Below are 19,447 nucleotides of genomic sequence, written 5' to 3'. Positions count from 1 at the left end.
TCATGAGTGTGTTGATAAAGCCAATAATTACGGAAAAAATGACCGCAGACAGCGAGTTGTACAATCGTTATGGTTTCATTGTTGACCCTAGTGCCAATAAGCTTCAGATTAAAGAAGCTGTTGAAACTACTTATGGGGTTTCTGTGGAAAAAGTTCGTACAATGAACTACGGTCCAAAACGTAAATCACGTTACACTAAAACCGGCGTACAGCACGGTAAGACAAATGCTTATAAAAAGGCAATTGTTGATGTAGCGGATGGAGAGGCAATTGATTTTTACAATAATCTATAAAGACAAAAAATGTCAGTTAGAAAATTAAAACCAATCACTCCAGGACAGCGATTTAGAGTAGTAAATGGGTTTGACGCCATTACTACTGATAAGCCGGAGAAGAGCTTGCTCGCTCCGTTAAAAAAGTCCGGAGGTAGAAACAGTCAAGGAAAAATGACCATACGCCAGAAAGGTGGAGGTCATAAGAGAAGGTATCGTGTTATTGATTTCAAAAGGGAGAAACAAGGAGTTGTTGCTACTGTTGATTCAATACAATACGATCCTAACAGAACAGCCTTTATCGCTTTGTTGAATTATGCAGACGGTGAAAAAAGGTATGTTGTTGCCCAGAATGGGTTGCAAGTAGGTCAAGAAGTTGCCACAGGTAGCGAAGTAGCTCCAGAAATTGGAAACACGCTTCCTTTGAAAGCTATTCCTTTAGGTACTATTATTTCTTGTATAGAGTTACGTCCAGGTCAAGGAGCTGTTATGGCTAGAAGTGCTGGTACGTTCGCCCAATTGATGGCAAAAGACGGTAAGTTTGTTACTGTTAAGTTACCATCAGGGGAATCAAGATTGGTTCTTGCGGATTGTATGGCTACTGTAGGTGCCGTGTCTAACTCTGATCACCAGTTGTTGGTATCAGGTAAGGCAGGTAGAAGCAGATGGTTGGGTAGAAGACCAAGAACTAGACCGGTAGCGATGAACCCAGTCGATCACCCAATGGGTGGTGGTGAAGGTAGAGCTTCAGGTGGTCATCCAAGATCTAGAAATGGTATTCCTGCAAAAGGATTTAGAACTCGTTCTAAAACCAAGAGTACCAACAAGTATATAATAGAACGTAGAAAGAAATAAAAAGAGAAAGAAATGGCACGTTCACTAAAGAAAGGACCTTACGTTCACTATAGTCTAGACAAGAAGATCCAAGATAATGTGGTATCTGGAAAGAAATCAGTTATTAAAACTTGGTCTAGGGCTTCAATGATAACACCAGATTTCGTTGGTCAAACAGTAGCAGTACACAATGGGAAACAATTTGTTCCTGTATTTGTAACTGAAAACATGGTTGGTCACAAATTGGGAGAATTTTCACCTACAAGATCTTTTAGAGGTCATGGTGGTACTAAGAATAAAGGTAAAAAGTAAGCTATGGGAGTTCGAAAAAGACAAATGGCCGAAAGAATAAAGGCAGAGAAAAAGCAAGTTGCATTTGCGAAATTGAACAATTGCCCTACATCACCAAGGAAGATGCGTTTAGTAGCTGATTTGGTAAGGGGAGTTCAAGTTGAAAAGGCTCTAGCTATATTAAAGTTCAACCAGAAGGAAGCTTCTAAGAGATTGGAGACATTATTGCTATCTGCAATTGCAAACTGGCAAGCCAAAAACGAAGAAGCAAGTATAGAAGATGCTGACCTTATTGTAAAAGAGGTAAGAGTTGATGGTGGAAGTATGTTGAAAAGACTTAGACCTGCACCACAAGGAAGAGCGCATCGAATTAGAAAACGTTCCAACCACGTAACAATGGTATTGGAGTCTAACAATAACACACAAAGCTAGAGCATTTAGTATGGGACAGAAAACAAATCCAATCGGGAATCGTCTAGGTATTATCAGAGGATGGGAATCTAACTGGTACGGTGGAAACGACTACGGAGATAAGTTGGCCGAAGACGATAAGATAAGAAAATATGTTCATGCACGTTTGGCGAAAGCTAGTGTTTCTAGAGTTATTATTGAGCGTACTCTTAAACTTGTAACTATAACTATTACAACTGCAAGACCAGGTATTATTATCGGGAAAGGTGGTCAGGAAGTAGACAAGTTGAAAGAAGAGCTTAAGAAAATTACGGACAAAGAGGTTCAGATTAACATCTTTGAGATCAAGAGACCGGAATTGGATGCCAATTTGGTTGCTGCAAGTGTTGCACGTCAGATCGAGAGTAGAATTTCTTTTAGAAGAGCAATAAAAATGGCTATCGCAGCTGCAATGAGGATGAACGCCGAGGGTATCAAAATACAGATATCAGGTCGTTTGAACGGAGCTGAAATGGCACGTTCGGAATCATACAAAGATGGTAGAATTCCATTGTCTACTTTTAGAGCTGATATAGACTATGCATTACATGAAGCACATACTACCTATGGAAGATTGGGTATTAAAGTGTGGATCATGAAGGGTGAGGTTTATGGTAAGAGAGAACTTTCTCCTTTGGTAGGAATGTCTAAAGGACAGACCTCGGGCAAAGGTGGAAAACCAGAAGGAGGAAAGAAACCACGTCGTAGAAAGTAATTTTTTAAAGAAAGAAAGAAATGTTACAGCCAAAAAGAACCAAATATCGTAAAGCGCAGAAGGGTCGCATGAAAGGGAACTCGGGAAGAGGTCACCAACTTTCTAACGGTATGTTTGGTATAAAATCCTTGGATTCTGATTTTGTTACTTCACGTCAAATTGAAGCAGCGCGTATCGCGGCTACAAGGTACATGAAAAGAGAAGGTCAATTATGGATTAAAATATTCCCGGACAAGCCTATTACGAAGAAGCCTTTAGAGGTACGTATGGGTAAAGGTAAAGGTGCCGTTGAGTACTGGGTTGCCGTTGTAAAACCAGGAAGAATTATGTTTGAGGTAGGTGGAGTGACTATGGACATTGCTAAAGAGGCAATGCGATTGGCAGCTCAAAAGCTACCTGTTAAAACTAAGTTTGTTGTTGCTAGAGATTATTCAGCTTAATTTTAATTTCAAGAAATTATGAAACAATCGGAAATAAAGGAATTATCAGTAGAAGGGTTGAAAGAAAAACTAGCTGAGTACAAAAAACAACATGCGGATTTAAAAATGGCCCATTTTGTTACTCCATTGGAAAATCCTCTTCAGATAAGAAAAGTGAGAAGAACAGTGGCAAGAATTGCGACAGAATTAACAAAAAGGGAATTACAATAATTGGTTCTGCTTTATGGAAAATAGAAATTTAAGAAAAGAAAGAATAGGCGTTGTAACAAGCGATAAAATGGAGAAATCAATTGTGGTTTCAGAAGTTAAACGTGTAAAGCACCCTATGTACGGAAAGTACGTGTTGAAAACTAAGAAATATGTTGCACACGACGAGACGAACGACTGCAATGTTGGGGATACTGTGAAGATCATGGAAACCCGCCCATTGAGTAAGAACAAGTGTTGGAGATTAGTTGAAATCATTGAAAGAGCTAAATAATTATGTTACAGCAAGAATCTAGACTAAAGGTAGCCGATAATACAGGAGCAAAAGAAGTATTGACCATACGTGTTTTGGGAGGTACTAAAAGAAGATACGCTTCAGTAGGTGATAAAATAGTGGTTACGGTTAAGGAAGCCGCACCAAATGGTACTATCAAGAAAGGTGCAGTTTCAACTGCTGTTGTTGTAAGGACTACGAAAGAAGTTAGAAGACAGGATGGTTCATACATTCGTTTTGATGACAATGCCTGTGTTTTATTGAATCCTACGGGAGAAATGAGAGGTACACGTGTATTTGGTCCTGTGGCAAGAGAACTTCGTGATAAACAATTCATGAAGATTGTATCATTAGCTCCAGAGGTGCTTTAATATATTCAGTAAGATGATGAAACTTAAAATAAAAGCAGGAGACACTGTAAGAATCATTGCCGGGGACCATAAAGGTACCGAGGGCAAGGTTGTTAGTGTTGACCGTGAAAAAAACAAAGCGATTGTAGAAGGTGCCAATATGGTATCTAAACATGAGAAACCGAGCGCTAAGAATCCTCAGGGAGGAATAGTAAAGAAAGAGGCTCCCGTTCATATTTCTAACCTATCTTTGATCGATCCTAAATCAGGCGATTCAACAAGAATAGGTTTTGAAGAAAGGGATGGCAAGAAAGTAAGGTTTTCCAAGAAATCTAATGAAGTAATTTAGTTATGGCTTACATTCCAAGATTAAAACAAGAGTATAAAGAGCGTGTTATAAAAGCGCTTCAGGAAGAATTTGGTTACAAAAACGTAATGCAAGTTCCTAAGCTGGAAAAGATAGTTCTTAGCAGGGGTGTTGGAGCAGCTGTGGCAGATAAAAAATTAATTGATCATGCTGTAGATGAACTTACGGCAATCACTGGTCAAAGAGCAATTTCAACTATCTCTAAGAAGGATGTTGCAGCTTTTAAATTGCGTAAAGGGATGCCAATTGGCGCCAAAGTAACTTTGCGTGGTGAAAGGATGTACGAATTTTTGGACAGGTTGATCACAAGTGCTTTGCCTCGTGAAAGAGATTTTCAAGGAATTAAAGCTACTGGTTTTGACGGTAGAGGTAATTACAACTTGGGAATCACTGAGCAGATTATCTTCCCAGAGATGAATATTGACAAGATCAATAGAATCAATGGTATGGATATCACTTTTGTGACCACGGCTGATACCGATAAGGAAGCAAAATCATTATTAACTGAATTAGGACTACCTTTTAAAAAGAATTAGTATGGCTAAAGAATCAATGAAGGCCCGCGAAGTCAAGAGAGCAAAAACTGTAGCAAAATATGCAGAAAAGAGAAAAGCTTTGAAAGAGGCTGGAGACTATGAAGCATTACAGAAATTACCAAGAAATGCTTCTCCTGTTCGTATGCATAACAGATGTAAGTTGACTGGTAGACCAAGAGGTTACATGAGAACTTTTGGTGTTTCTAGAGTATTGTTCAGGGAAATGGCAAACAACGGTTTGATTCCTGGAGTTAAAAAAGCTAGTTGGTAAAAAATTTGAGTATAAACTGGTTCCAGGTTTAACAATAGTGTTAAAAACCGTTACCGCAAATATATAATTATGTTTACAGATCCAATTTCGGATTACTTGACAAGAATTAGAAATGCCAATATGGCTGGTCACAGGGTTGTTGAAATCCCTGCTTCTAATTTGAAAAAAGAAATGACCAAAATCTTGTTTGATCAAGGGTATATCTTAAGCTACAAATTTGAGGATAACGCCGTACAAGGTAATATCAAGATAGCTTTAAAATACGATAAGGTTACTAAAGAGCCGGTTATAAAAAAATTACAACGTATTAGTAAGCCAGGTTTACGTAAGTATGCCAATGCTTTAGAACTTCCTAGAGTCTTGAATGGTCTTGGAATTGCGATTGTATCTACTTCCCATGGAGTAATGACTAGTAAGCAAGCCAAGTTGGAGAAAGTTGGTGGAGAGGTTTTGTGTTACGTTTATTAATACTATAAAGAGTTAGAATAATGTCTAGAATAGGTAATAATCCAATAGCGATCCCGGAGGGAGTTTCCATAGAGGTAAACGAGAACATCATTACCGTAAAAGGTAAATTAGGTGAGCTTACCCAGGAATTCTCAGCGGTAGCAATAAAAATAGAAGACGGACAGGTATGGGTAACCAGACCTTCTGATTCAAAGGAACACAAAGCTAAACATGGTCTTTATAGAGCCCTAGTTTTGAATATGGTTAAAGGTGTATCCGTAGGATGGACCAAGGAATTGGAACTGGTAGGAGTAGGATACCGTGCAAGTAATCAAGGACAAAAGTTAGATTTGGCATTGGGCTTTTCCCACAACATAGTTATGGATTTGGCCGAAGAGGTGAAATTGGAAACTATTTCTGAAAAAGGAAAGAACCCGATCATAAAATTAACGTCTTTTGATAAACAATTGGTAGGACAAATTGCTGCCAAGATTAGAGGTTTCCGTAAGCCAGAACCTTACAAAGGAAAAGGAATCAAGTTTGTTGGTGAACAATTAAGAAGAAAAGCTGGTAAGTCAGCTTAATAATTAGCATTATGGGATTATCGAAAACTGAGAGAAGACAACGGATTAGGAGAAGAATTAGAAAGGTTTCCTTTGGAACGTCCACAAAGCCTAGATTGTCTGTTTTTAGGAGCAATAAGGAAATTTACGTTCAATTAATAGATGATACAAAAGGAGTTAGTTTAGCTGCTGCATCATCTAGGGACAAAGATTTTAGCTCTTTGAAAGGAACAAAATCGGAAATAGCTACCCAAGTGGGGAAGGCTATAGCAGAAAAAGCACAGAAGATAGGAATTGAAACTGTTGCTTTTGATAGGGGTGGTAATTTATACCACGGTAGAGTAAAATCATTGGCTGAAGGAGCTAGGGAAGCCGGACTAAAATTCTAATATATTATGTTTCAAAAATATAAAAACGCAGAAACCGTTAAGCCAGGAGGTCTAGAATTAAAAGATCGTTTGGTAGGTGTTCAAAGGGTAACTAAAGTTACTAAAGGTGGTAGAGCATTCGGTTTCTCTGCAATAGTTGTAGTTGGAGATGAAAATGGCGTTGTTGGTCACGGTTTGGGGAAATCCAAAGAAGTTGCTACAGCAATCGCTAAAGCAATCGAAGATGCAAAGAAAAATTTAATAAGGATTCCTTTAAACAAGGGAACACTTCCTCATGAGCAAAAAGGTAAATTTGGTGGAGCACGTGTATATATACAGCCTGCTTCCCATGGTACCGGAGTTATTGCTGGTGGAGCTGTAAGAGCCGTATTGGAGGCAGTAGGGGTACAAGATGTACTTTCTAAGTCACAAGGTTCTTCTAACCCACACAACGTTGTGAAGGCTACTTTTGATGCCTTGTTACAACTTAGAGATGCAAAAACTGTTGCAACACAAAGAGGGGTTTCTTTGGAAAAAGTTTTTAAAGGATAAATCAGGGATATTATGGCAAAGATTAAAGTTAAGCAAGTAAAGAGTAGTATCAAAAAGCCACAAAACCAAAAAAGGACTTTGGAGGCACTTGGATTACGAAAATTAGGCCAGGTAGTAGAGCATGAAGCAACGCCTAATATTCTTGGTATGATAAATAAAGTTGAACACTTAGTTTCTACAGAAGAAGCTTAATAACGATAAGGTGTTATGAATTTACACAATTTAAAACCGGCAGAGGGATCTACTCACAAAGATGGGAAAACCATTGGTAGAGGTCAAGGTTCTGGAAAAGGTGGAACTGCCACAAGAGGACACAAAGGAGCAAAGTCTAGATCTGGTTACTCCAAGAAAATTGGTTTCGAAGGTGGACAGATGCCATTGCAACGTCGTGTACCTAAGTTTGGTTTTACCAATATCAACAGAAAAGATTTTACTGGTGTTAATCTTAATAAACTACAGGAATTGGTAGATAACGGTATCGTTAAAGATGCAGTTACTATTGATGTTCTTGTTGAAAACAGGTTGGCCGGTAAAAACGATTTGATCAAAATTTTAGGTGGTGGTGAATTAAAAGCTCCCCTAAAAGTATCTGTACATAAATTTACTGCCAGTGCCAAAGCGGCTATTGAGGCTGCGGGTGGTGAGGTAATAAGTTTATAAGCATATCACTATGAAGAAATTTTTTGAGACATTATCCAATATTTGGAAGATAGATGAACTTAGGGGGAGAATTGTTATTACCCTTGGTTTGCTTTTGGTTTATCGTTTTGGTGCCCAAATAGTTCTTCCTGGTATTGATACCGAACAGTTGGCAGAGTTATCTTCCAACACGGACAGCGGTATTTTAGGTATTTTGAACGCATTTACAGGAGGGGCTTTTGCCAATGCTTCTGTTTTTGCATTGGGAATCATGCCTTACATTTCGGCCTCTATTGTGGTTCAGTTGATGGGAATAGCTATTCCTTATCTACAGAAGTTGCAGAAAGAGGGTGAAAGCGGAAGAAAAACGATCAATCAGATCACACGATGGCTGACCATTGGTATCTGTATCGTTCAGGCTCCGGCATATTTGTACAGTTTAGGAGCTTTAGGAGTTCCGGACAGTGCATTTGTATTGGGTAAAGGTTTGAATTTCATTATACCTTCTGTGATCATTTTGGTAACAGGTACTGTTTTTGCCATGTGGTTGGGTGAGAAAATTACGGACAAGGGGATTGGTAACGGTATTTCATTGTTGATTATGATTGGTATCATAGCAACTTTACCACAGTCATTTGTTCAGGAATTTATCTCTAGAACAGCCAACAACAACGGTGGATTAATGTTCATGTTGATTGAAATTATCATTTGGTTCCTTGTTATTCTGGCCAGTGTTCTATTGGTGATGGCAACGAGGCAGATACCGGTACAGTACGCCAGAAGAACAGCTTCTGGAGGATATGAAAAGAACATCATGGGTTCAAGACAGTATATCCCTTTGAAGTTGAACGCTTCAGGAGTTATGCCAATTATCTTCGCCCAGGCGATCATGTTCGCACCTGGATTATTAGGAAAGACTTTTAATAATACAGCTGTAGGACAATGGATGGAAGTTCAGTTTGCAGATATCTTCGGATTAGCATATAACATATTGTTTGCTTTCTTGATTATCGTGTTCACATACTTCTATACTGCGATCACAGTTCCTACGAATAAGATGGCCGATGACCTTAAAAGGAGCGGTGGTTTTATCCCAGGAATCAGGCCAGGAAAAGAAACTGGTGATTTTCTTGATAAAATAATGTCTTTGATTACGTTACCAGGATCAATTTTCTTAGCTTTGCTCGCTGTTTTACCAGCCGTAGTTGTAAAGCTAATGGATGTACAGCCAGGATGGGCCTTGTTTTATGGAGGAACATCACTATTAATTATGGTTGGTGTGGCCATTGATACGGTGCAACAAGTGAATTCGTATTTGCTTAATAGACATTATGATGGTCTTATGAAAACGGGTAAAAATAGAAAAGTAGCTTAGATTATGGCTAAACAGGCAGCAATAGAGCAAGACGGGAGCATAATTGAAGCATTGTCCAATGCAATGTTCCGAGTGGAACTGGAAAATGGACATGTTGTAACGGCTCATATCTCTGGAAAGATGCGAATGCATTATATTAAGTTGCTTCCAGGTGATAAGGTAAAATTAGAAATGAGCCCTTATGATTTGACTAAGGCGAGAATTACATATAGATATTAAGTATATAGGATGAAAGTTAGAGCATCAATAAAAAAGAGGAGTGCCGAGTGCAAAATTGTGCGTAGAAAAGGCAGATTGTACGTAATTAATAAAAAGAATCCTAGATTTAAACAAAGACAAGGGTAATTATGGCAAGAATTGCAGGTGTAGATATACCAAAACAGAAAAGGGGAGTTATAGCTCTTACCTATATTTTTGGTGTCGGTAGAAGTAGGGCTAAAGAAATTTTAGAGAGAGCCCAAGTTAGTGAGGATACTAAAGTATCTGATTGGAACGATGATGAAATCGGACGTATTCGTGACTCCGTTTCCTCTTTCAAAATTGAAGGAGAACTTCGTTCAGAGATCCAAATGAACATTAAACGTTTAATGGATATCGGATGTTACAGAGGTATTCGTCACAGATCTGGTTTGCCATTAAGAGGTCAGAGAACAAAGAATAACTCTAGGACTCGTAAAGGAAAAAGAAAAACAGTTGCCAACAAGAAAAAAGCAACTAAATAATAAGTAGCGTATTATGGCAAAGGCAAATACAAAAACAACAAAGAAACGTAAGGTTATTGTTGAGTCAGTAGGTGAAGCACACGTAACTGCCTCTTTCAATAATATTATAATCGCTTTGACCAATAAAAAAGGTGACGTAATTTCTTGGTCTTCCGCTGGTAAAATGGGTTTCAGAGGTTCTAAAAAGAACACTCCTTATGCTGCCCAGATTGCTGCAGAAGATTGTGCAAAGGTCGCTCACGAAGCTGGATTGAGAAAAGCTAAGGTCTATGTTAAAGGACCAGGAAATGGTAGGGAATCTGCTATTCGTTCTATTCACAATTCAGGTATTGAGGTAACGGAGATCATTGATATTACTCCAATGCCACACAATGGATGTAGACCTCCAAAAAGAAGAAGAGTATAATTATTAATATGGCCCGCATGGGTTTTCACAGGAAGTGTAGTTACGATTATCGAAGGATTAGCCTTAATTCATAATCACATTTCCCAATTTAAAGAAGATGGCAAGATATACAGGACCAAAAACTAAAATCGCCCGTAAATTCGGTGAAGCGATTTTCGGAGACGATAAATCTTTTGAAAAAAGAAATTATCCTCCAGGACAACACGGTAACACAAGACGTCGTGGTAAAAAATCCGAATATGCAATCCAGTTAATGGAGAAGCAAAAAGCAAAATACACTTATGGTATTTTGGAGCGTCAGTTTAGAAACATATTTGCAAAAGCAAATAGTAGCAAAGGAGTAACCGGTGAGGTTTTACTACAACTTTGTGAGTCTAGATTGGACAACGTAGTATACAGAATGGGCATTGCCAATTCAAGAAGAGCTGCAAGACAATTAGTATCCCACAGACATATTACTGTTAATGGTGAGTTGGTAAACATACCTTCTTACTCATTGAAAGCAGGAGATGTTGTTGGTGTAAGGGAAAAATCTAAATCTTTACAATCCATTCAGGATTCTCTTTCTGCAAGTAGCAATGTCTACGAATGGATTACATGGAATACTGAAAAGAAGGAAGGAACATTTGTTGCTATTCCTGAAAGATTGCAGATTCCAGAAAACATCAAGGAACAATTAATCGTGGAGTTATACTCTAAATAAAACAAGACTGATCCAATTATGGCATTATTTAATTTTCAGAAGCCCGATAAAGTTATAATGATCGATTCTACAGATTTTGAAGGGAAGTTTGAATTCCGCCCTTTGGAACCTGGTTATGGATTGACTATTGGGAACGCATTAAGAAGAGTATTGCTTTCATCTTTGGAAGGTTTTGCTATAACTTCTGTTAGAATAGACAAAGTAGAGCATGAGTTTTCATTGATTTCTGGTGTTGTTGAAGATGTTACAGAAATCATCCTAAACTTAAAGCAAGTACGCTTTAAGAGACAAATAGAAGACGTTGAAAGTGAAACTGTTTCTATTTCTGTTAGCGGAAAGGAACAATTGACTGCTGGTGATTTTCAAAAATTCATTTCCGGTTTCCAAGTACTTAACCCAGATATGGTGATCTGTAATATGGATCCTAAGGTGAGTATCAATATGGAAATCATTATTGAGAAAGGAAGAGGTTATGTACCGGCTGAAGAGAATAAGAAGTCTGGTGCACCGTTAGGAAGCATTGCTGTAGATTCTATCTTTACTCCAATAAAGAACGTAAAATACAGTATTGAGAACTTTCGTGTAGAGCAAAAGACCGATTACGAAAAATTAGTTTTTGAAATTTCAAGTGACGGTTCAATAAATCCAAAAGATGCATTGACCGAAGCTGCCAAAGTTCTTATCCATCACTTTATGTTGTTCTCCGATGAGAGAATAACACTAGAGGCAGATGAGATTGCACAAACTGAAACTTATGATGAAGAATCCCTTCACATGCGTCAGTTATTGAAAACTAAATTAGTGGATATGGATTTATCCGTTCGTGCTTTGAATTGTTTGAAAGCTGCGGAAGTGGATACATTGGGAGATTTGGTTTCTTTTAACAAGAACGACTTGATGAAGTTTAGAAACTTCGGTAAAAAATCCCTAACTGAACTTGAGGAGTTGGTAATCAACAAAGGGTTGAGTTTTGGAATGGATTTGTCAAAATATAAATTGGATAAGGATTAATTGACTTCCCTATGAATGGTGAAGATCATTCTGAAAGAAGCATATAGTTATAGTAATGAGACACGGAAAAAAAGTTAATCATTTAGGAAGAAAAACAGCGCATAGAAAGGCTATGTTGGCTAATATGGCTTGTTCTTTGATCGAGCACAAGAGAATCAACACTACCGTTGCCAAGGCAAAAGCCTTAAAGCAATTTGTTGAGCCTTTGATCACAAAGTCCAAAGCTGAGAATAATCAGACAGTTGAAAAAGGAACGCACAACAGACGTATCGTTTTCAAAAACCTTAGAGACAAGAACGCTGTAACAGAATTGTTCGGTGGAGTTGCTGAAAAGGTTGCTGATAGACCAGGAGGTTACACAAGGATTATCAAATTAGGTAATCGTCTTGGGGATAACGCTGACATGGCAATCATCGAGCTAGTAGATTTCAATGAACTTTACAATGCTGGTAAGCCAAAAGCTAAGAAAACCACAAGAAGAGGTAAATCCAAAAAAGTAGAGGCTGCTCCGGCTGCTGAAACTGAGACTGAAACAAAAGCACCAGCAGCAGACGCTGAAAACAAAGCTGATGAATCAGAAAAATAAAATATCATCACATTTTTGATATATGAAAAGGATAGGCCTAAAAGCTTATCCTTTTTTTTATGTTTATTTGTCAAACAATTAAGTAGTATAACAAGATGAAGTATCAAACAAAAAAGAAAGCATTGTTGTTGTTGGCTGATGGGACCATTTTTTATGGGAAGGCCGTAGGAGATAAAGATGGGACCGCTTTTGGGGAAGTCTGTTTTAATACCGGTATGACGGGATATCAGGAAATATTTACCGACCCTTCATATTTTGGACAGTTGATGGTCACCACCAATGCACATATTGGAAATTATGGAACCAATAAGGAAGAAGTGGAATCCGATTCCATAAAAATTTCTGGATTGATCTGTAAAAATTTCAGTTATGACTATTCTAGGGCAGATGCAGACATGAGCTTAAAGGATTTCATGGACAAGGATAATTTGTTTGCCATTTCTGACGTGGACACAAGAGCCTTGGTTAATTATATTAGGGATCATGGGGCTATGAATGCCGTAATGACTACCGATGTTGACAATCTTGATTCCTTAAAGGAACAGTTGGCAAAAGTACCAAGCATGGCCGGACTGGAATTGTCCTCAAAAGTTTCAACCAAAGAACCATATTTCTACGGAGATGAAAAAGCTACCTATAAAATAGCAGCCTTGGACATTGGGATAAAGAAAAACATTCTACGTAACCTTTCCCAAAGGGATGCCTACATCAAGGTCTTTCCTTACAATGCATCGTTTGAAGAAATGAGCGCATGGAACCCGGATGCCTATTTTATTTCCAATGGCCCTGGAGATCCAGAGCCTCTAACTGATGCTATAGCAGCTGCTAAAAAGATGATTGCATCCAATAAACCATTATTTGGAATATGTTTGGGGCATCAAGTACTTGCACTTGCCAACGGCGTGTCTACTTATAAAATGCACAATGGACACAGGGGAATTAACCACCCTGTTATGAACCTAAAAACGGGCAAGGGTGAAATTACGTCTCAAAATCACGGCTTCGCGGTAAGTAGGGAAGATACTGAGGCGAATACAGATCTTGAGATTACTCATGTACATCTAAATGACAAGACGGTGGCAGGTATGAAAATGAAAGGTAAGAATGTATTTTCCGTACAGTACCACCCGGAAGCAAGTCCAGGTCCCCACGATGCGAGCTATCTTTTCGATGATTTTTTCGAAATGATAAAGAATACGCAAAACTAAATCGATATAGTTGATAAATTCTTTAAAACCTGCGGAATATCACAATATATAGACAATCAGTGATGGTGCTGTTTTGTATATTTGTGTAGTAGTAAATAACCAGAAACAAAGAAAAATTATGAGTATTATAATTAACGTTCATGCAAGACAAATTTTAGATTCTAGGGGTAACCCAACCATAGAAGTTGATGTGCACACAGAAAGTGGAGTTTTAGGTAGGGCCGCAGTCCCATCTGGAGCATCTACTGGTGAGCATGAGGCAGTTGAGCTTCGCGATGGAGGTAAAGCATTTATGGGGAAGGGCGTAGGACAGGCTGTAAAGAATGTAAATACGGCCATCTTTGAAGAAATTGTTGGGATGTCTGTATTTGAACAAAATCTTATTGATCAGACAATGATCGATTTGGATGGTACTCCAAATAAATCCAAACTTGGTGCAAATGCCATTTTAGGTGTTTCCTTGGCGGTAGCTAAGGCTGCAGCCAACGAATTGGGAATGCCGTTGTACAGGTATGTTGGTGGAGTAAGTGCCAATACACTTCCAGTTCCTATGATGAACATCATCAATGGAGGTTCGCATTCCGATGCTCCTATTGCATTCCAGGAATTTATGGTAATGCCGGTAAAAGCAAAAGATTTTTCTCAGGCCATGCAAATGGGAACAGAGATATTCCACAACCTTAAAAAAGTATTGCACGATAGAGGTTTGAGTACTGCCGTAGGTGATGAAGGTGGTTTTGCACCAAATTTGGCTGGTGGAACTGAAGATGCTTTAGATACTATTGCAAAAGCGGTTGACAAAGCGGGTTATAAATTGGGTGACGATGTAATGATTGCCCTGGATTGTGCAGCAGCGGAATTCTATGTGGACGGTAAATATGATTACACAAAATTCGAAGGTGATAAAGGAGTGGTAAGGACCAGTGAGCAACAAGCCGATTATTTGGCTGAGCTATCTGCCAAATACCCTATCATTTCTATTGAGGACGGAATGGACGAAAACGACTGGGAAGGCTGGAAATACCTTACCGATAAGATTGGGGACAAGGTACAATTGGTTGGAGATGACCTTTTTGTTACCAATGTGGAGCGTTTGTCCAAAGGAATCAAAAACGGAATTGCCAATTCTATTTTAATTAAAGTGAATCAAATTGGTACCTTAACTGAAACCATTGCCGCAGTGAATATGGCACACAATGCTGGATACACTTCTGTAATGTCTCACCGTTCCGGAGAGACCGAAGACAATACTATTGCTGATTTGGCGGTAGCCTTAAATACAGGTCAGATTAAGACTGGTTCAGCATCCAGATCTGATAGAATGGCAAAATACAATCAGTTATTGCGCATAGAGGAAGAATTGGGAAGTGTGGCATACTACCCTGGTCCAAACGCATTTAAAATAAAATAAGAACTATATTTTAGATCTAAACTAAAGCCCTTCTAATTCAGAAGGGCTTTTTTTTTGTTTTTTTTATAAATAGTCTTCATATAGAAAATAAATAATTACCTTTTATGGGTATAAAACATTAATGAATATTACGAGATAAATGAACAATTTTCTTTTTGTAGCGGCCGAGAATGATGGAATACCCAAATGTAAGGCAGGGGGTATGGGGGATGTGGTCAGGGATGTTCCCAGACAAATTTCAGAAAGAGGGGATAAGGCGCATATTATTGTACCCTCCTATTCCAGACTCCACCAAAATGGAACACTTAGGACGCTTTTAAATTTTAAACTTCGAGGAGTTACCTATACTGCGGAACTATATGAAGTGATTCCTAAAAAGGAATTTGCCAATATTCACCATTATGTCATTCATCATCCTGAAATAGAAGCCGGTGGGATTGCCCATATATATCATGACGATCCTACAGAACCGTTTTATACTGACTTCATTAAATATGTAATTTTTTGCACAGCCGTTGCAGAAGCAATTAAAAAAGAATGTTTTGGCAAACTGGATGTGGTGCATATACATGACTGGCATACTAGTTTATTGTTATTTCTAAGAGCGTTCCATCCTGGATATAGGAACTTGAACCAGATGCGTTTCGTGTACACCATCCATAACTTGGCGATACAGGGGATACGTCCGTTTGATGGAAATTACGCCTCTGTCAAAAATTGGTTCCCTGAGATCGATCTGGATTATAAGGTCTTGATGGATTATCGGTATCAGGATTGTATCAACCTAATGGCTATTGGAATTCGTTTGGCCGATGCTGTGCATACAGTATCCCCATCCTATAAGGAAGATATACTTCATCCCAGTTCCCCGCCTGAATTCATTGGAGGGGAAGGGTTGGAAAAAGACCTCCAAGATGCAGATAATGAAGGAAGGTTGTTCGGGATTCTCAATGGAAGTAACTATCAGAATATTCGGGAAGCAGAAAAAGGGAATCTGTACCGCAATACAATAACTGCAATTTTTCAGTGGCTGCAGGAAGAGTCCAAGAAATATAAATCGGACTTTCTAGCCCACACTGGAGAAAAGATAGTCAAATTTTTAACTGAACCACCTGCTTTTGTTTGCTCAAGTGTGGCCAGATTAACAGAACAAAAATTTTATTTTTTTAAGCGCTCCCCAGAGGTAATGATAGCCATACTGGAAAAGTTGTCCAAGGTCAACGGAATTTTACTGATTTTAGGAACGGGGGACCCAGGTTATGAGAAATTGTTCCGTGAAATAAGTTATTCCCATAAAAACTTCATATTCGTCAATGGACAATCTGAGGATGTCATTGATTCCATTTATTTGGAGTCCGACCTTTATTTTATGCCCAGTCTTTTTGAACCATGCGGGATAAGCCAAATGCTGGCGATGAGAAACGGTCACCCTTGTTTGGTACATCACACGGGAGGTTTGAAAGATACAGTAGAACATCTTAGGACCGGTTTTATTTTTGATGGAGATACTTACGATCAGAAAATGCGCAATATGGAAAGTGCTTTTGATCTAGTTTTGGATGTTTTTCTTAATGATAAGCAAACCTGGGAAAAAATAGAAAATAATGCAAAGGAGATGAGATTCACATGGAAAAAATCTGTCGATGAGTATTATACCCAACTTTACTCCATAAGCACCTAAAATATTGTTTAAAATCAACTGATTTTTGTTGGTTATTTACCATGAGAAAAAAGTATTGTTAATTAAAATACAAAAGAAATTAGGGAATTGTTAACCAACATCGTTTTTCATAACTTTACGATGATATAAATAGTAAAAATCAAAAATGTCGGACAAAGCTACTTTAGAGTATCAAGGGAAAAAATATGAATTTCCAGTGATTGAGGGTTCAGAAAACGAGCTCGCCATTGATATAAAAACATTACGTGCATCTTCAGGGATGATAACCATAGATCCAGGTTTTAAAAATACCGGATCCTGTGAAAGTGCCATCACCTTTTTGGATGGGGAAAAAGGCATTTTAAGATATAGGGGATACTCTATTGAAGAATTGGCAGAAAAGGCCGAATTTTTGGAAGTGGCCTACCTATTGATATTTGGTGAACTGCCCAACCAAGAGCAGTTGGCCAATTTCCATAAGGACATTAAAGCGGAATCGCATGTTGATGAAGAAATGAAAAAGATTTTGGATGGTTTTCCAAAATCGGCACACCCTATGGGCGTACTTTCTTCACTGACCAGTGCCTTGATAGCTTTTAACCCTGCCTCAGTAAATGTTTCTTCTGAAAAGGAAATGTATGGAGCCATTGTTAGAATTCTAGCAAAATTCCCAGTATTGGTAGCATGGACTTTACGTAAAAAGAAAGGCCTGCCTTTGGATTATGGTGATGATAACCTTGGATATGTAGAGAATATCCATAAAATGATGTTCAAGAAACCAAATCAAGAATACAAAAGCAATAAATTGGTGATTGAGGCTTTGGATAAATTATTGATTCTCCATGCTGATCATGAACAGAATTGTTCCACCTCTACAGTTCGTATTGTAGGTTCTTCCCATGCTGGGTTGTTCGCATCTCTTTCAGCAGGAATTTCTGCCCTTTGGGGTCCTTTACATGGTGGTGCCAACCAAGCCGTATTGGAAATGTTGGAAGCCATAGAAAAGGATGGTGGCGATACCAAAAAATACATGGCGAAGGCCAAGGACAAAAATGATCCTTTTAGATTGATGGGCTTTGGGCATAGGGTTTATAAGAATTTTGATCCCCGCGCAAAAATCATTAAAAAAGCAGCGGACGACGTTTTGGGAGATATGGGTATAGATGATCCTATCTTGGAAATCGCCAAAGGATTGGAAAAAGAAGCCTTGGAAGACCAGTACTTCGTAGATAGAAAATTATATCCGAATGTGGATTTCTACTCTGGAATCATATACAGGGCATTGGGCATACCAACAGAAATGTTCACGGTCATGTTTGCCTTGGGAAGACTTCCAGGTTGGATTGCACAATGGAGGGAAATGAGATTGAAAAATGAGCCAATCGGAAGACCTAGACAGGTATATATTGGCGAAAATGCCAGAGCATTTGTTGCTGTAGAAAAGAGAAAGTAAGACGTGCCGATTACATAAAATTAAAAACTGCCCCTTTTACAGGGGCAGTTTTTTTTTAGAGATATAAGTATTCTATATTTGCTTAAAATTTAACTATGTTACATCTTAATGTTACAGACGAAACTTCTCGCTTACGAGCAGTTCTTTTAGGAACCGCAGAGAGTTGTGGTCCCGTTCCTACTCCAGAGGAGGCCTATGATCCTAAATCATTGGAACATATTTTAGCCGGAACCTATCCCAAAGAAGAAGATATGGTAAAGGAAATGGAAGCATTTGCAGCGGTTTTTGAAAAATATGGAGTGAAAGTTTATAGACCTAAAGTATTCAAGGATGTTAACCAGATTTTTTCAAGGGATATTACTTTCGTTATAGAGGATAAATTGATAAAGGCCAATATTCTTCCAGATAGGGAGATTGAAATAGAGGCCATTAAGCACGTTTTGGATGAAATACCCCAAGAAAATATTATTACCCCACCAGAGGACGTTCATATTGAAGGAGGGGATGTGATGCCTTATGGGGATTATATTTTTATTGGAACATATTCCGGAGCAGATTATTCAGATTACATTACTGCCCGGACCAATAAAGCTGGCGTGGAATTTATAAGATCACTGTTTCCCAATAAAAAAGTCAAGTCTTTTGAATTGAGGAAGTCCAATACCATAGCCAATGAGAATGCACTTCATTTAGATTGCTGTTTTCAGCCGGTAGGCAAGGACATGGCCATAATCCATAAGAATGGTTTCCTTGTAGAGGAGGAATACCTTTGGTTGGTCAATTTTTTCGGGAAGGAAAAGGTGTTTGAAATTACTAAAGACGAAATGTACCATATGTACAGCAATGTCTTTTCTATTTCCCCTGATGTTGTAGTATCGGAGCGTAATTTTACCAGACTTAACAATTGGCTGCGGGAAAAAGGATTTACCGTGGAGGAAATTCCATATGCTGAAATTTCCAAACAGGAAGGTTTACTGAGGTGTAGTACGATGCCCTTAATCAGGGATTAATTCCTTGAGGCCTATGTCTTACATACTTTAAAAGGGCCATTAGGGAAACCAGGGCCCATATACCCTCTAGGACTATAAAGGGCATATAGCCTAATAAAACCGAGGCAAGACACGCAATGCCTGCGCCTAATAGGTTTAATAGGATATAAGAAAGATCTGTAGGTTTTATTATTTCCCTTAGGTTGAGAAAATAACCCAATAATATTAAAAAAACACCGATAGCCCCAATCCAATCTGTAGTAGTCATCTTGTATATTATTTAACCTTATGGCATTTAGATTGGCAAATTAATGAACTAATTTTGTGCTTATTAGTATAGGATAAGA

General features: G+C 38.4%; 32 protein-coding genes. 31 read left to right on the top strand and 1 reads right to left on the bottom strand.

Annotation, left to right across the window (positions count from 1 at the left end; translation table 11 throughout):
* The first annotated feature begins 2 nt into the window (after positions 1-2).
* The 31 genes from rplW to ABXZ32_RS03145 all read left to right on the top strand — a co-directional run bounded on the left by rplW (position 3) and on the right by ABXZ32_RS03145 (position 19,121).
* Entirely contained in the window at positions 3-293 is a 291-nt protein-coding gene (gene rplW / locus ABXZ32_RS03295) for a 50S ribosomal protein L23 (RefSeq protein WP_062055766.1), read from the top strand.
* 9 nt (positions 294-302) lie between these two features.
* On the top strand, positions 303-1,127 hold the full coding sequence (rplB, locus tag ABXZ32_RS03290; protein ID WP_354617239.1) for a 50S ribosomal protein L2: 825 nt from the start codon (positions 303-305) through the stop codon (positions 1,125-1,127).
* A gap of 12 nt (positions 1,128-1,139) precedes the next feature.
* Positions 1,140-1,418, top strand: coding sequence for a 30S ribosomal protein S19 (gene rpsS / locus ABXZ32_RS03285; protein WP_062055762.1), 279 nt, complete (start codon positions 1,140-1,142; stop codon positions 1,416-1,418).
* 3 nt (positions 1,419-1,421) lie between these two features.
* Positions 1,422-1,829 (top strand): 50S ribosomal protein L22, encoded by a 408-nt coding sequence (gene rplV, locus ABXZ32_RS03280; RefSeq protein WP_062055760.1) that lies wholly within the window; start codon positions 1,422-1,424, stop codon positions 1,827-1,829.
* A gap of 10 nt (positions 1,830-1,839) precedes the next feature.
* Positions 1,840-2,562, top strand: a complete 723-nt coding sequence (gene rpsC, locus ABXZ32_RS03275) for a 30S ribosomal protein S3 (protein ID WP_062055758.1) — start codon at positions 1,840-1,842, stop codon at positions 2,560-2,562.
* A 20-nt stretch (positions 2,563-2,582) separates the two neighbouring features.
* Positions 2,583-3,002, top strand: a complete 420-nt coding sequence (gene rplP / locus ABXZ32_RS03270) for a 50S ribosomal protein L16 (RefSeq protein ID WP_062055756.1) — start codon at positions 2,583-2,585, stop codon at positions 3,000-3,002.
* Positions 3,003-3,020: 18 nt separating this feature from the next.
* Complete coding sequence (rpmC, locus tag ABXZ32_RS03265) at positions 3,021-3,212, top strand: 50S ribosomal protein L29 (RefSeq protein ID WP_062055754.1); 192 nt, start codon at positions 3,021-3,023, stop codon at positions 3,210-3,212.
* A gap of 13 nt (positions 3,213-3,225) precedes the next feature.
* Entirely contained in the window at positions 3,226-3,483 is a 258-nt protein-coding gene (gene rpsQ, locus ABXZ32_RS03260; protein WP_062055752.1) for a 30S ribosomal protein S17, read from the top strand.
* Positions 3,484-3,485: 2 nt separating this feature from the next.
* Entirely contained in the window at positions 3,486-3,854 is a 369-nt protein-coding gene (gene rplN / locus ABXZ32_RS03255) for a 50S ribosomal protein L14 (protein ID WP_062055750.1), read from the top strand.
* Positions 3,855-3,867: 13 nt separating this feature from the next.
* Complete coding sequence (rplX, locus tag ABXZ32_RS03250) at positions 3,868-4,182, top strand: 50S ribosomal protein L24 (RefSeq protein WP_354617238.1); 315 nt, start codon at positions 3,868-3,870, stop codon at positions 4,180-4,182.
* A gap of 2 nt (positions 4,183-4,184) precedes the next feature.
* A complete protein-coding gene (rplE, locus tag ABXZ32_RS03245; protein ID WP_062055748.1) occupies positions 4,185-4,736 on the top strand; it encodes a 50S ribosomal protein L5 in 552 nt (183 codons plus the stop codon).
* A gap of 1 nt (position 4,737) precedes the next feature.
* Positions 4,738-5,007, top strand: a complete 270-nt coding sequence (gene rpsN, locus ABXZ32_RS03240; protein ID WP_337300768.1) for a 30S ribosomal protein S14 — start codon at positions 4,738-4,740, stop codon at positions 5,005-5,007.
* 69 nt (positions 5,008-5,076) lie between these two features.
* On the top strand, positions 5,077-5,475 hold the full coding sequence (gene rpsH, locus ABXZ32_RS03235; RefSeq protein WP_354617237.1) for a 30S ribosomal protein S8: 399 nt from the start codon (positions 5,077-5,079) through the stop codon (positions 5,473-5,475).
* A 20-nt stretch (positions 5,476-5,495) separates the two neighbouring features.
* Positions 5,496-6,038 (top strand): 50S ribosomal protein L6, encoded by a 543-nt coding sequence (rplF, locus tag ABXZ32_RS03230; protein WP_354617236.1) that lies wholly within the window; start codon positions 5,496-5,498, stop codon positions 6,036-6,038.
* An 11-nt stretch (positions 6,039-6,049) separates the two neighbouring features.
* Complete coding sequence (gene rplR / locus ABXZ32_RS03225) at positions 6,050-6,406, top strand: 50S ribosomal protein L18 (RefSeq protein WP_354617235.1); 357 nt, start codon at positions 6,050-6,052, stop codon at positions 6,404-6,406.
* 6 nt (positions 6,407-6,412) lie between these two features.
* Positions 6,413-6,937 (top strand): 30S ribosomal protein S5, encoded by a 525-nt coding sequence (gene rpsE, locus ABXZ32_RS03220; RefSeq protein WP_062055738.1) that lies wholly within the window; start codon positions 6,413-6,415, stop codon positions 6,935-6,937.
* Positions 6,938-6,949: 12 nt separating this feature from the next.
* A complete protein-coding gene (gene rpmD, locus ABXZ32_RS03215; RefSeq protein ID WP_062055736.1) occupies positions 6,950-7,129 on the top strand; it encodes a 50S ribosomal protein L30 in 180 nt (59 codons plus the stop codon).
* A gap of 15 nt (positions 7,130-7,144) precedes the next feature.
* Entirely contained in the window at positions 7,145-7,597 is a 453-nt protein-coding gene (rplO, locus tag ABXZ32_RS03210; RefSeq protein ID WP_354617234.1) for a 50S ribosomal protein L15, read from the top strand.
* A 10-nt stretch (positions 7,598-7,607) separates the two neighbouring features.
* Positions 7,608-8,951 (top strand): preprotein translocase subunit SecY, encoded by a 1,344-nt coding sequence (gene secY / locus ABXZ32_RS03205; protein WP_354617233.1) that lies wholly within the window; start codon positions 7,608-7,610, stop codon positions 8,949-8,951.
* 3 nt (positions 8,952-8,954) lie between these two features.
* Complete coding sequence (infA, locus tag ABXZ32_RS03200) at positions 8,955-9,170, top strand: translation initiation factor IF-1 (protein WP_013305172.1); 216 nt, start codon at positions 8,955-8,957, stop codon at positions 9,168-9,170.
* A 9-nt stretch (positions 9,171-9,179) separates the two neighbouring features.
* Entirely contained in the window at positions 9,180-9,296 is a 117-nt protein-coding gene (ykgO, locus tag ABXZ32_RS03195) for a type B 50S ribosomal protein L36 (protein WP_013621733.1), read from the top strand.
* A 2-nt stretch (positions 9,297-9,298) separates the two neighbouring features.
* Complete coding sequence (rpsM, locus tag ABXZ32_RS03190) at positions 9,299-9,673, top strand: 30S ribosomal protein S13 (protein WP_354614215.1); 375 nt, start codon at positions 9,299-9,301, stop codon at positions 9,671-9,673.
* A gap of 13 nt (positions 9,674-9,686) precedes the next feature.
* Positions 9,687-10,079, top strand: a complete 393-nt coding sequence (gene rpsK / locus ABXZ32_RS03185; RefSeq protein ID WP_062055728.1) for a 30S ribosomal protein S11 — start codon at positions 9,687-9,689, stop codon at positions 10,077-10,079.
* Positions 10,080-10,176: 97 nt separating this feature from the next.
* Positions 10,177-10,782 carry a 30S ribosomal protein S4 gene (gene rpsD / locus ABXZ32_RS03180; RefSeq protein WP_354617232.1) on the top strand — a complete coding sequence of 202 codons (606 nt, stop codon included), beginning with the start codon at positions 10,177-10,179 and terminating at the stop codon, positions 10,780-10,782.
* 18 nt (positions 10,783-10,800) lie between these two features.
* Positions 10,801-11,793 (top strand): DNA-directed RNA polymerase subunit alpha, encoded by a 993-nt coding sequence (locus ABXZ32_RS03175; protein WP_062055723.1) that lies wholly within the window; start codon positions 10,801-10,803, stop codon positions 11,791-11,793.
* Between the two features lie 55 nt (positions 11,794-11,848).
* Entirely contained in the window at positions 11,849-12,379 is a 531-nt protein-coding gene (gene rplQ, locus ABXZ32_RS03170; RefSeq protein WP_354617231.1) for a 50S ribosomal protein L17, read from the top strand.
* A 95-nt stretch (positions 12,380-12,474) separates the two neighbouring features.
* Entirely contained in the window at positions 12,475-13,587 is a 1,113-nt protein-coding gene (gene carA, locus ABXZ32_RS03165; protein WP_354617230.1) for a glutamine-hydrolyzing carbamoyl-phosphate synthase small subunit, read from the top strand.
* Positions 13,588-13,705: 118 nt separating this feature from the next.
* A complete protein-coding gene (gene eno / locus ABXZ32_RS03160) occupies positions 13,706-14,998 on the top strand; it encodes a phosphopyruvate hydratase (RefSeq protein WP_354617229.1) in 1,293 nt (430 codons plus the stop codon).
* A 139-nt stretch (positions 14,999-15,137) separates the two neighbouring features.
* Entirely contained in the window at positions 15,138-16,679 is a 1,542-nt protein-coding gene (locus ABXZ32_RS03155) for a glycogen synthase (RefSeq protein WP_354617228.1), read from the top strand.
* A 145-nt stretch (positions 16,680-16,824) separates the two neighbouring features.
* Positions 16,825-18,111: a citrate synthase gene (locus tag ABXZ32_RS03150; protein ID WP_354617227.1), complete on the top strand. Its 1,287-nt coding sequence runs from the start codon at positions 16,825-16,827 to the stop codon at positions 18,109-18,111.
* Between the two features lie 95 nt (positions 18,112-18,206).
* Positions 18,207-19,121: a dimethylarginine dimethylaminohydrolase family protein gene (locus tag ABXZ32_RS03145; RefSeq protein ID WP_354617226.1), complete on the top strand. Its 915-nt coding sequence runs from the start codon at positions 18,207-18,209 to the stop codon at positions 19,119-19,121.
* Here the strand turns inward: ABXZ32_RS03145 and ABXZ32_RS15785 are convergent.
* Positions 19,111-19,368: a CBU_0592 family membrane protein gene (locus tag ABXZ32_RS15785; RefSeq protein ID WP_456291326.1), complete on the bottom strand. Its 258-nt coding sequence runs from the start codon at positions 19,366-19,368 to the stop codon at positions 19,111-19,113. The two genes, ABXZ32_RS03145 and ABXZ32_RS15785, sit on opposite strands and share 11 nt — an antisense overlap.
* Positions 19,369-19,447 lie beyond the last annotated feature (79 nt).

Source organism: Sediminicola luteus, assembly GCF_040566555.1.
In the GTDB taxonomy this organism is placed as follows: Bacteria; Bacteroidota; Bacteroidia; order Flavobacteriales; family Flavobacteriaceae; genus Sediminicola.
The sequence above is the reverse complement of the archived record's forward strand: the minus strand, read 5'-3'. Positions and strand labels throughout refer to the sequence as shown.

Excerpts from the sequence above, each read along its gene's own strand:
- rpsQ (WP_062055752.1), top strand. The coding sequence starts at position 3,226 with ATGGAAAATAGAAATTTAAGAAAAGAAAGAATAGGCGTTGTAACAAGC.
- rpsK (WP_062055728.1), top strand. The coding sequence starts at position 9,687 with ATGGCAAAGGCAAATACAAAAACAACAAAGAAACGTAAGGTTATTGTT.
- rplX (WP_354617238.1), top strand. The coding sequence starts at position 3,868 with ATGATGAAACTTAAAATAAAAGCAGGAGACACTGTAAGAATCATTGCC.
- rplN (WP_062055750.1), top strand. The coding sequence starts at position 3,486 with ATGTTACAGCAAGAATCTAGACTAAAGGTAGCCGATAATACAGGAGCA.
- ABXZ32_RS15785 (WP_456291326.1), bottom strand. The coding sequence starts at position 19,368 with ATGACTACTACAGATTGGATTGGGGCTATCGGTGTTTTTTTAATATTA.
- rpmD (WP_062055736.1), top strand. The coding sequence starts at position 6,950 with ATGGCAAAGATTAAAGTTAAGCAAGTAAAGAGTAGTATCAAAAAGCCA.
- rplO (WP_354617234.1), top strand. The coding sequence starts at position 7,145 with ATGAATTTACACAATTTAAAACCGGCAGAGGGATCTACTCACAAAGAT.
- rplR (WP_354617235.1), top strand. The coding sequence starts at position 6,050 with ATGGGATTATCGAAAACTGAGAGAAGACAACGGATTAGGAGAAGAATT.
- rpsE (WP_062055738.1), top strand. The coding sequence starts at position 6,413 with ATGTTTCAAAAATATAAAAACGCAGAAACCGTTAAGCCAGGAGGTCTA.
- ABXZ32_RS03155 (WP_354617228.1), top strand. The coding sequence starts at position 15,138 with ATGAACAATTTTCTTTTTGTAGCGGCCGAGAATGATGGAATACCCAAA.
- rpsC (WP_062055758.1), top strand. The coding sequence starts at position 1,840 with ATGGGACAGAAAACAAATCCAATCGGGAATCGTCTAGGTATTATCAGA.
- rplV (WP_062055760.1), top strand. The coding sequence starts at position 1,422 with ATGGGAGTTCGAAAAAGACAAATGGCCGAAAGAATAAAGGCAGAGAAA.
- rplQ (WP_354617231.1), top strand. The coding sequence starts at position 11,849 with ATGAGACACGGAAAAAAAGTTAATCATTTAGGAAGAAAAACAGCGCAT.
- rplP (WP_062055756.1), top strand. The coding sequence starts at position 2,583 with ATGTTACAGCCAAAAAGAACCAAATATCGTAAAGCGCAGAAGGGTCGC.
- rpsS (WP_062055762.1), top strand. The coding sequence starts at position 1,140 with ATGGCACGTTCACTAAAGAAAGGACCTTACGTTCACTATAGTCTAGAC.
- rplE (WP_062055748.1), top strand. The coding sequence starts at position 4,185 with ATGGCTTACATTCCAAGATTAAAACAAGAGTATAAAGAGCGTGTTATA.
- rplB (WP_354617239.1), top strand. The coding sequence starts at position 303 with ATGTCAGTTAGAAAATTAAAACCAATCACTCCAGGACAGCGATTTAGA.
- rpsM (WP_354614215.1), top strand. The coding sequence starts at position 9,299 with ATGGCAAGAATTGCAGGTGTAGATATACCAAAACAGAAAAGGGGAGTT.
- carA (WP_354617230.1), top strand. The coding sequence starts at position 12,475 with ATGAAGTATCAAACAAAAAAGAAAGCATTGTTGTTGTTGGCTGATGGG.
- ABXZ32_RS03145 (WP_354617226.1), top strand. The coding sequence starts at position 18,207 with ATGTTACATCTTAATGTTACAGACGAAACTTCTCGCTTACGAGCAGTT.
- ABXZ32_RS03150 (WP_354617227.1), top strand. The coding sequence starts at position 16,825 with ATGTCGGACAAAGCTACTTTAGAGTATCAAGGGAAAAAATATGAATTT.
- rpmC (WP_062055754.1), top strand. The coding sequence starts at position 3,021 with ATGAAACAATCGGAAATAAAGGAATTATCAGTAGAAGGGTTGAAAGAA.
- rplW (WP_062055766.1), top strand. The coding sequence starts at position 3 with ATGAGTGTGTTGATAAAGCCAATAATTACGGAAAAAATGACCGCAGAC.
- rpsD (WP_354617232.1), top strand. The coding sequence starts at position 10,177 with ATGGCAAGATATACAGGACCAAAAACTAAAATCGCCCGTAAATTCGGT.
- eno (WP_354617229.1), top strand. The coding sequence starts at position 13,706 with ATGAGTATTATAATTAACGTTCATGCAAGACAAATTTTAGATTCTAGG.
- secY (WP_354617233.1), top strand. The coding sequence starts at position 7,608 with ATGAAGAAATTTTTTGAGACATTATCCAATATTTGGAAGATAGATGAA.
- ykgO (WP_013621733.1), top strand. The coding sequence starts at position 9,180 with ATGAAAGTTAGAGCATCAATAAAAAAGAGGAGTGCCGAGTGCAAAATT.
- ABXZ32_RS03175 (WP_062055723.1), top strand. The coding sequence starts at position 10,801 with ATGGCATTATTTAATTTTCAGAAGCCCGATAAAGTTATAATGATCGAT.
- rpsH (WP_354617237.1), top strand. The coding sequence starts at position 5,077 with ATGTTTACAGATCCAATTTCGGATTACTTGACAAGAATTAGAAATGCC.
- infA (WP_013305172.1), top strand. The coding sequence starts at position 8,955 with ATGGCTAAACAGGCAGCAATAGAGCAAGACGGGAGCATAATTGAAGCA.
- rplF (WP_354617236.1), top strand. The coding sequence starts at position 5,496 with ATGTCTAGAATAGGTAATAATCCAATAGCGATCCCGGAGGGAGTTTCC.
- rpsN (WP_337300768.1), top strand. The coding sequence starts at position 4,738 with ATGGCTAAAGAATCAATGAAGGCCCGCGAAGTCAAGAGAGCAAAAACT.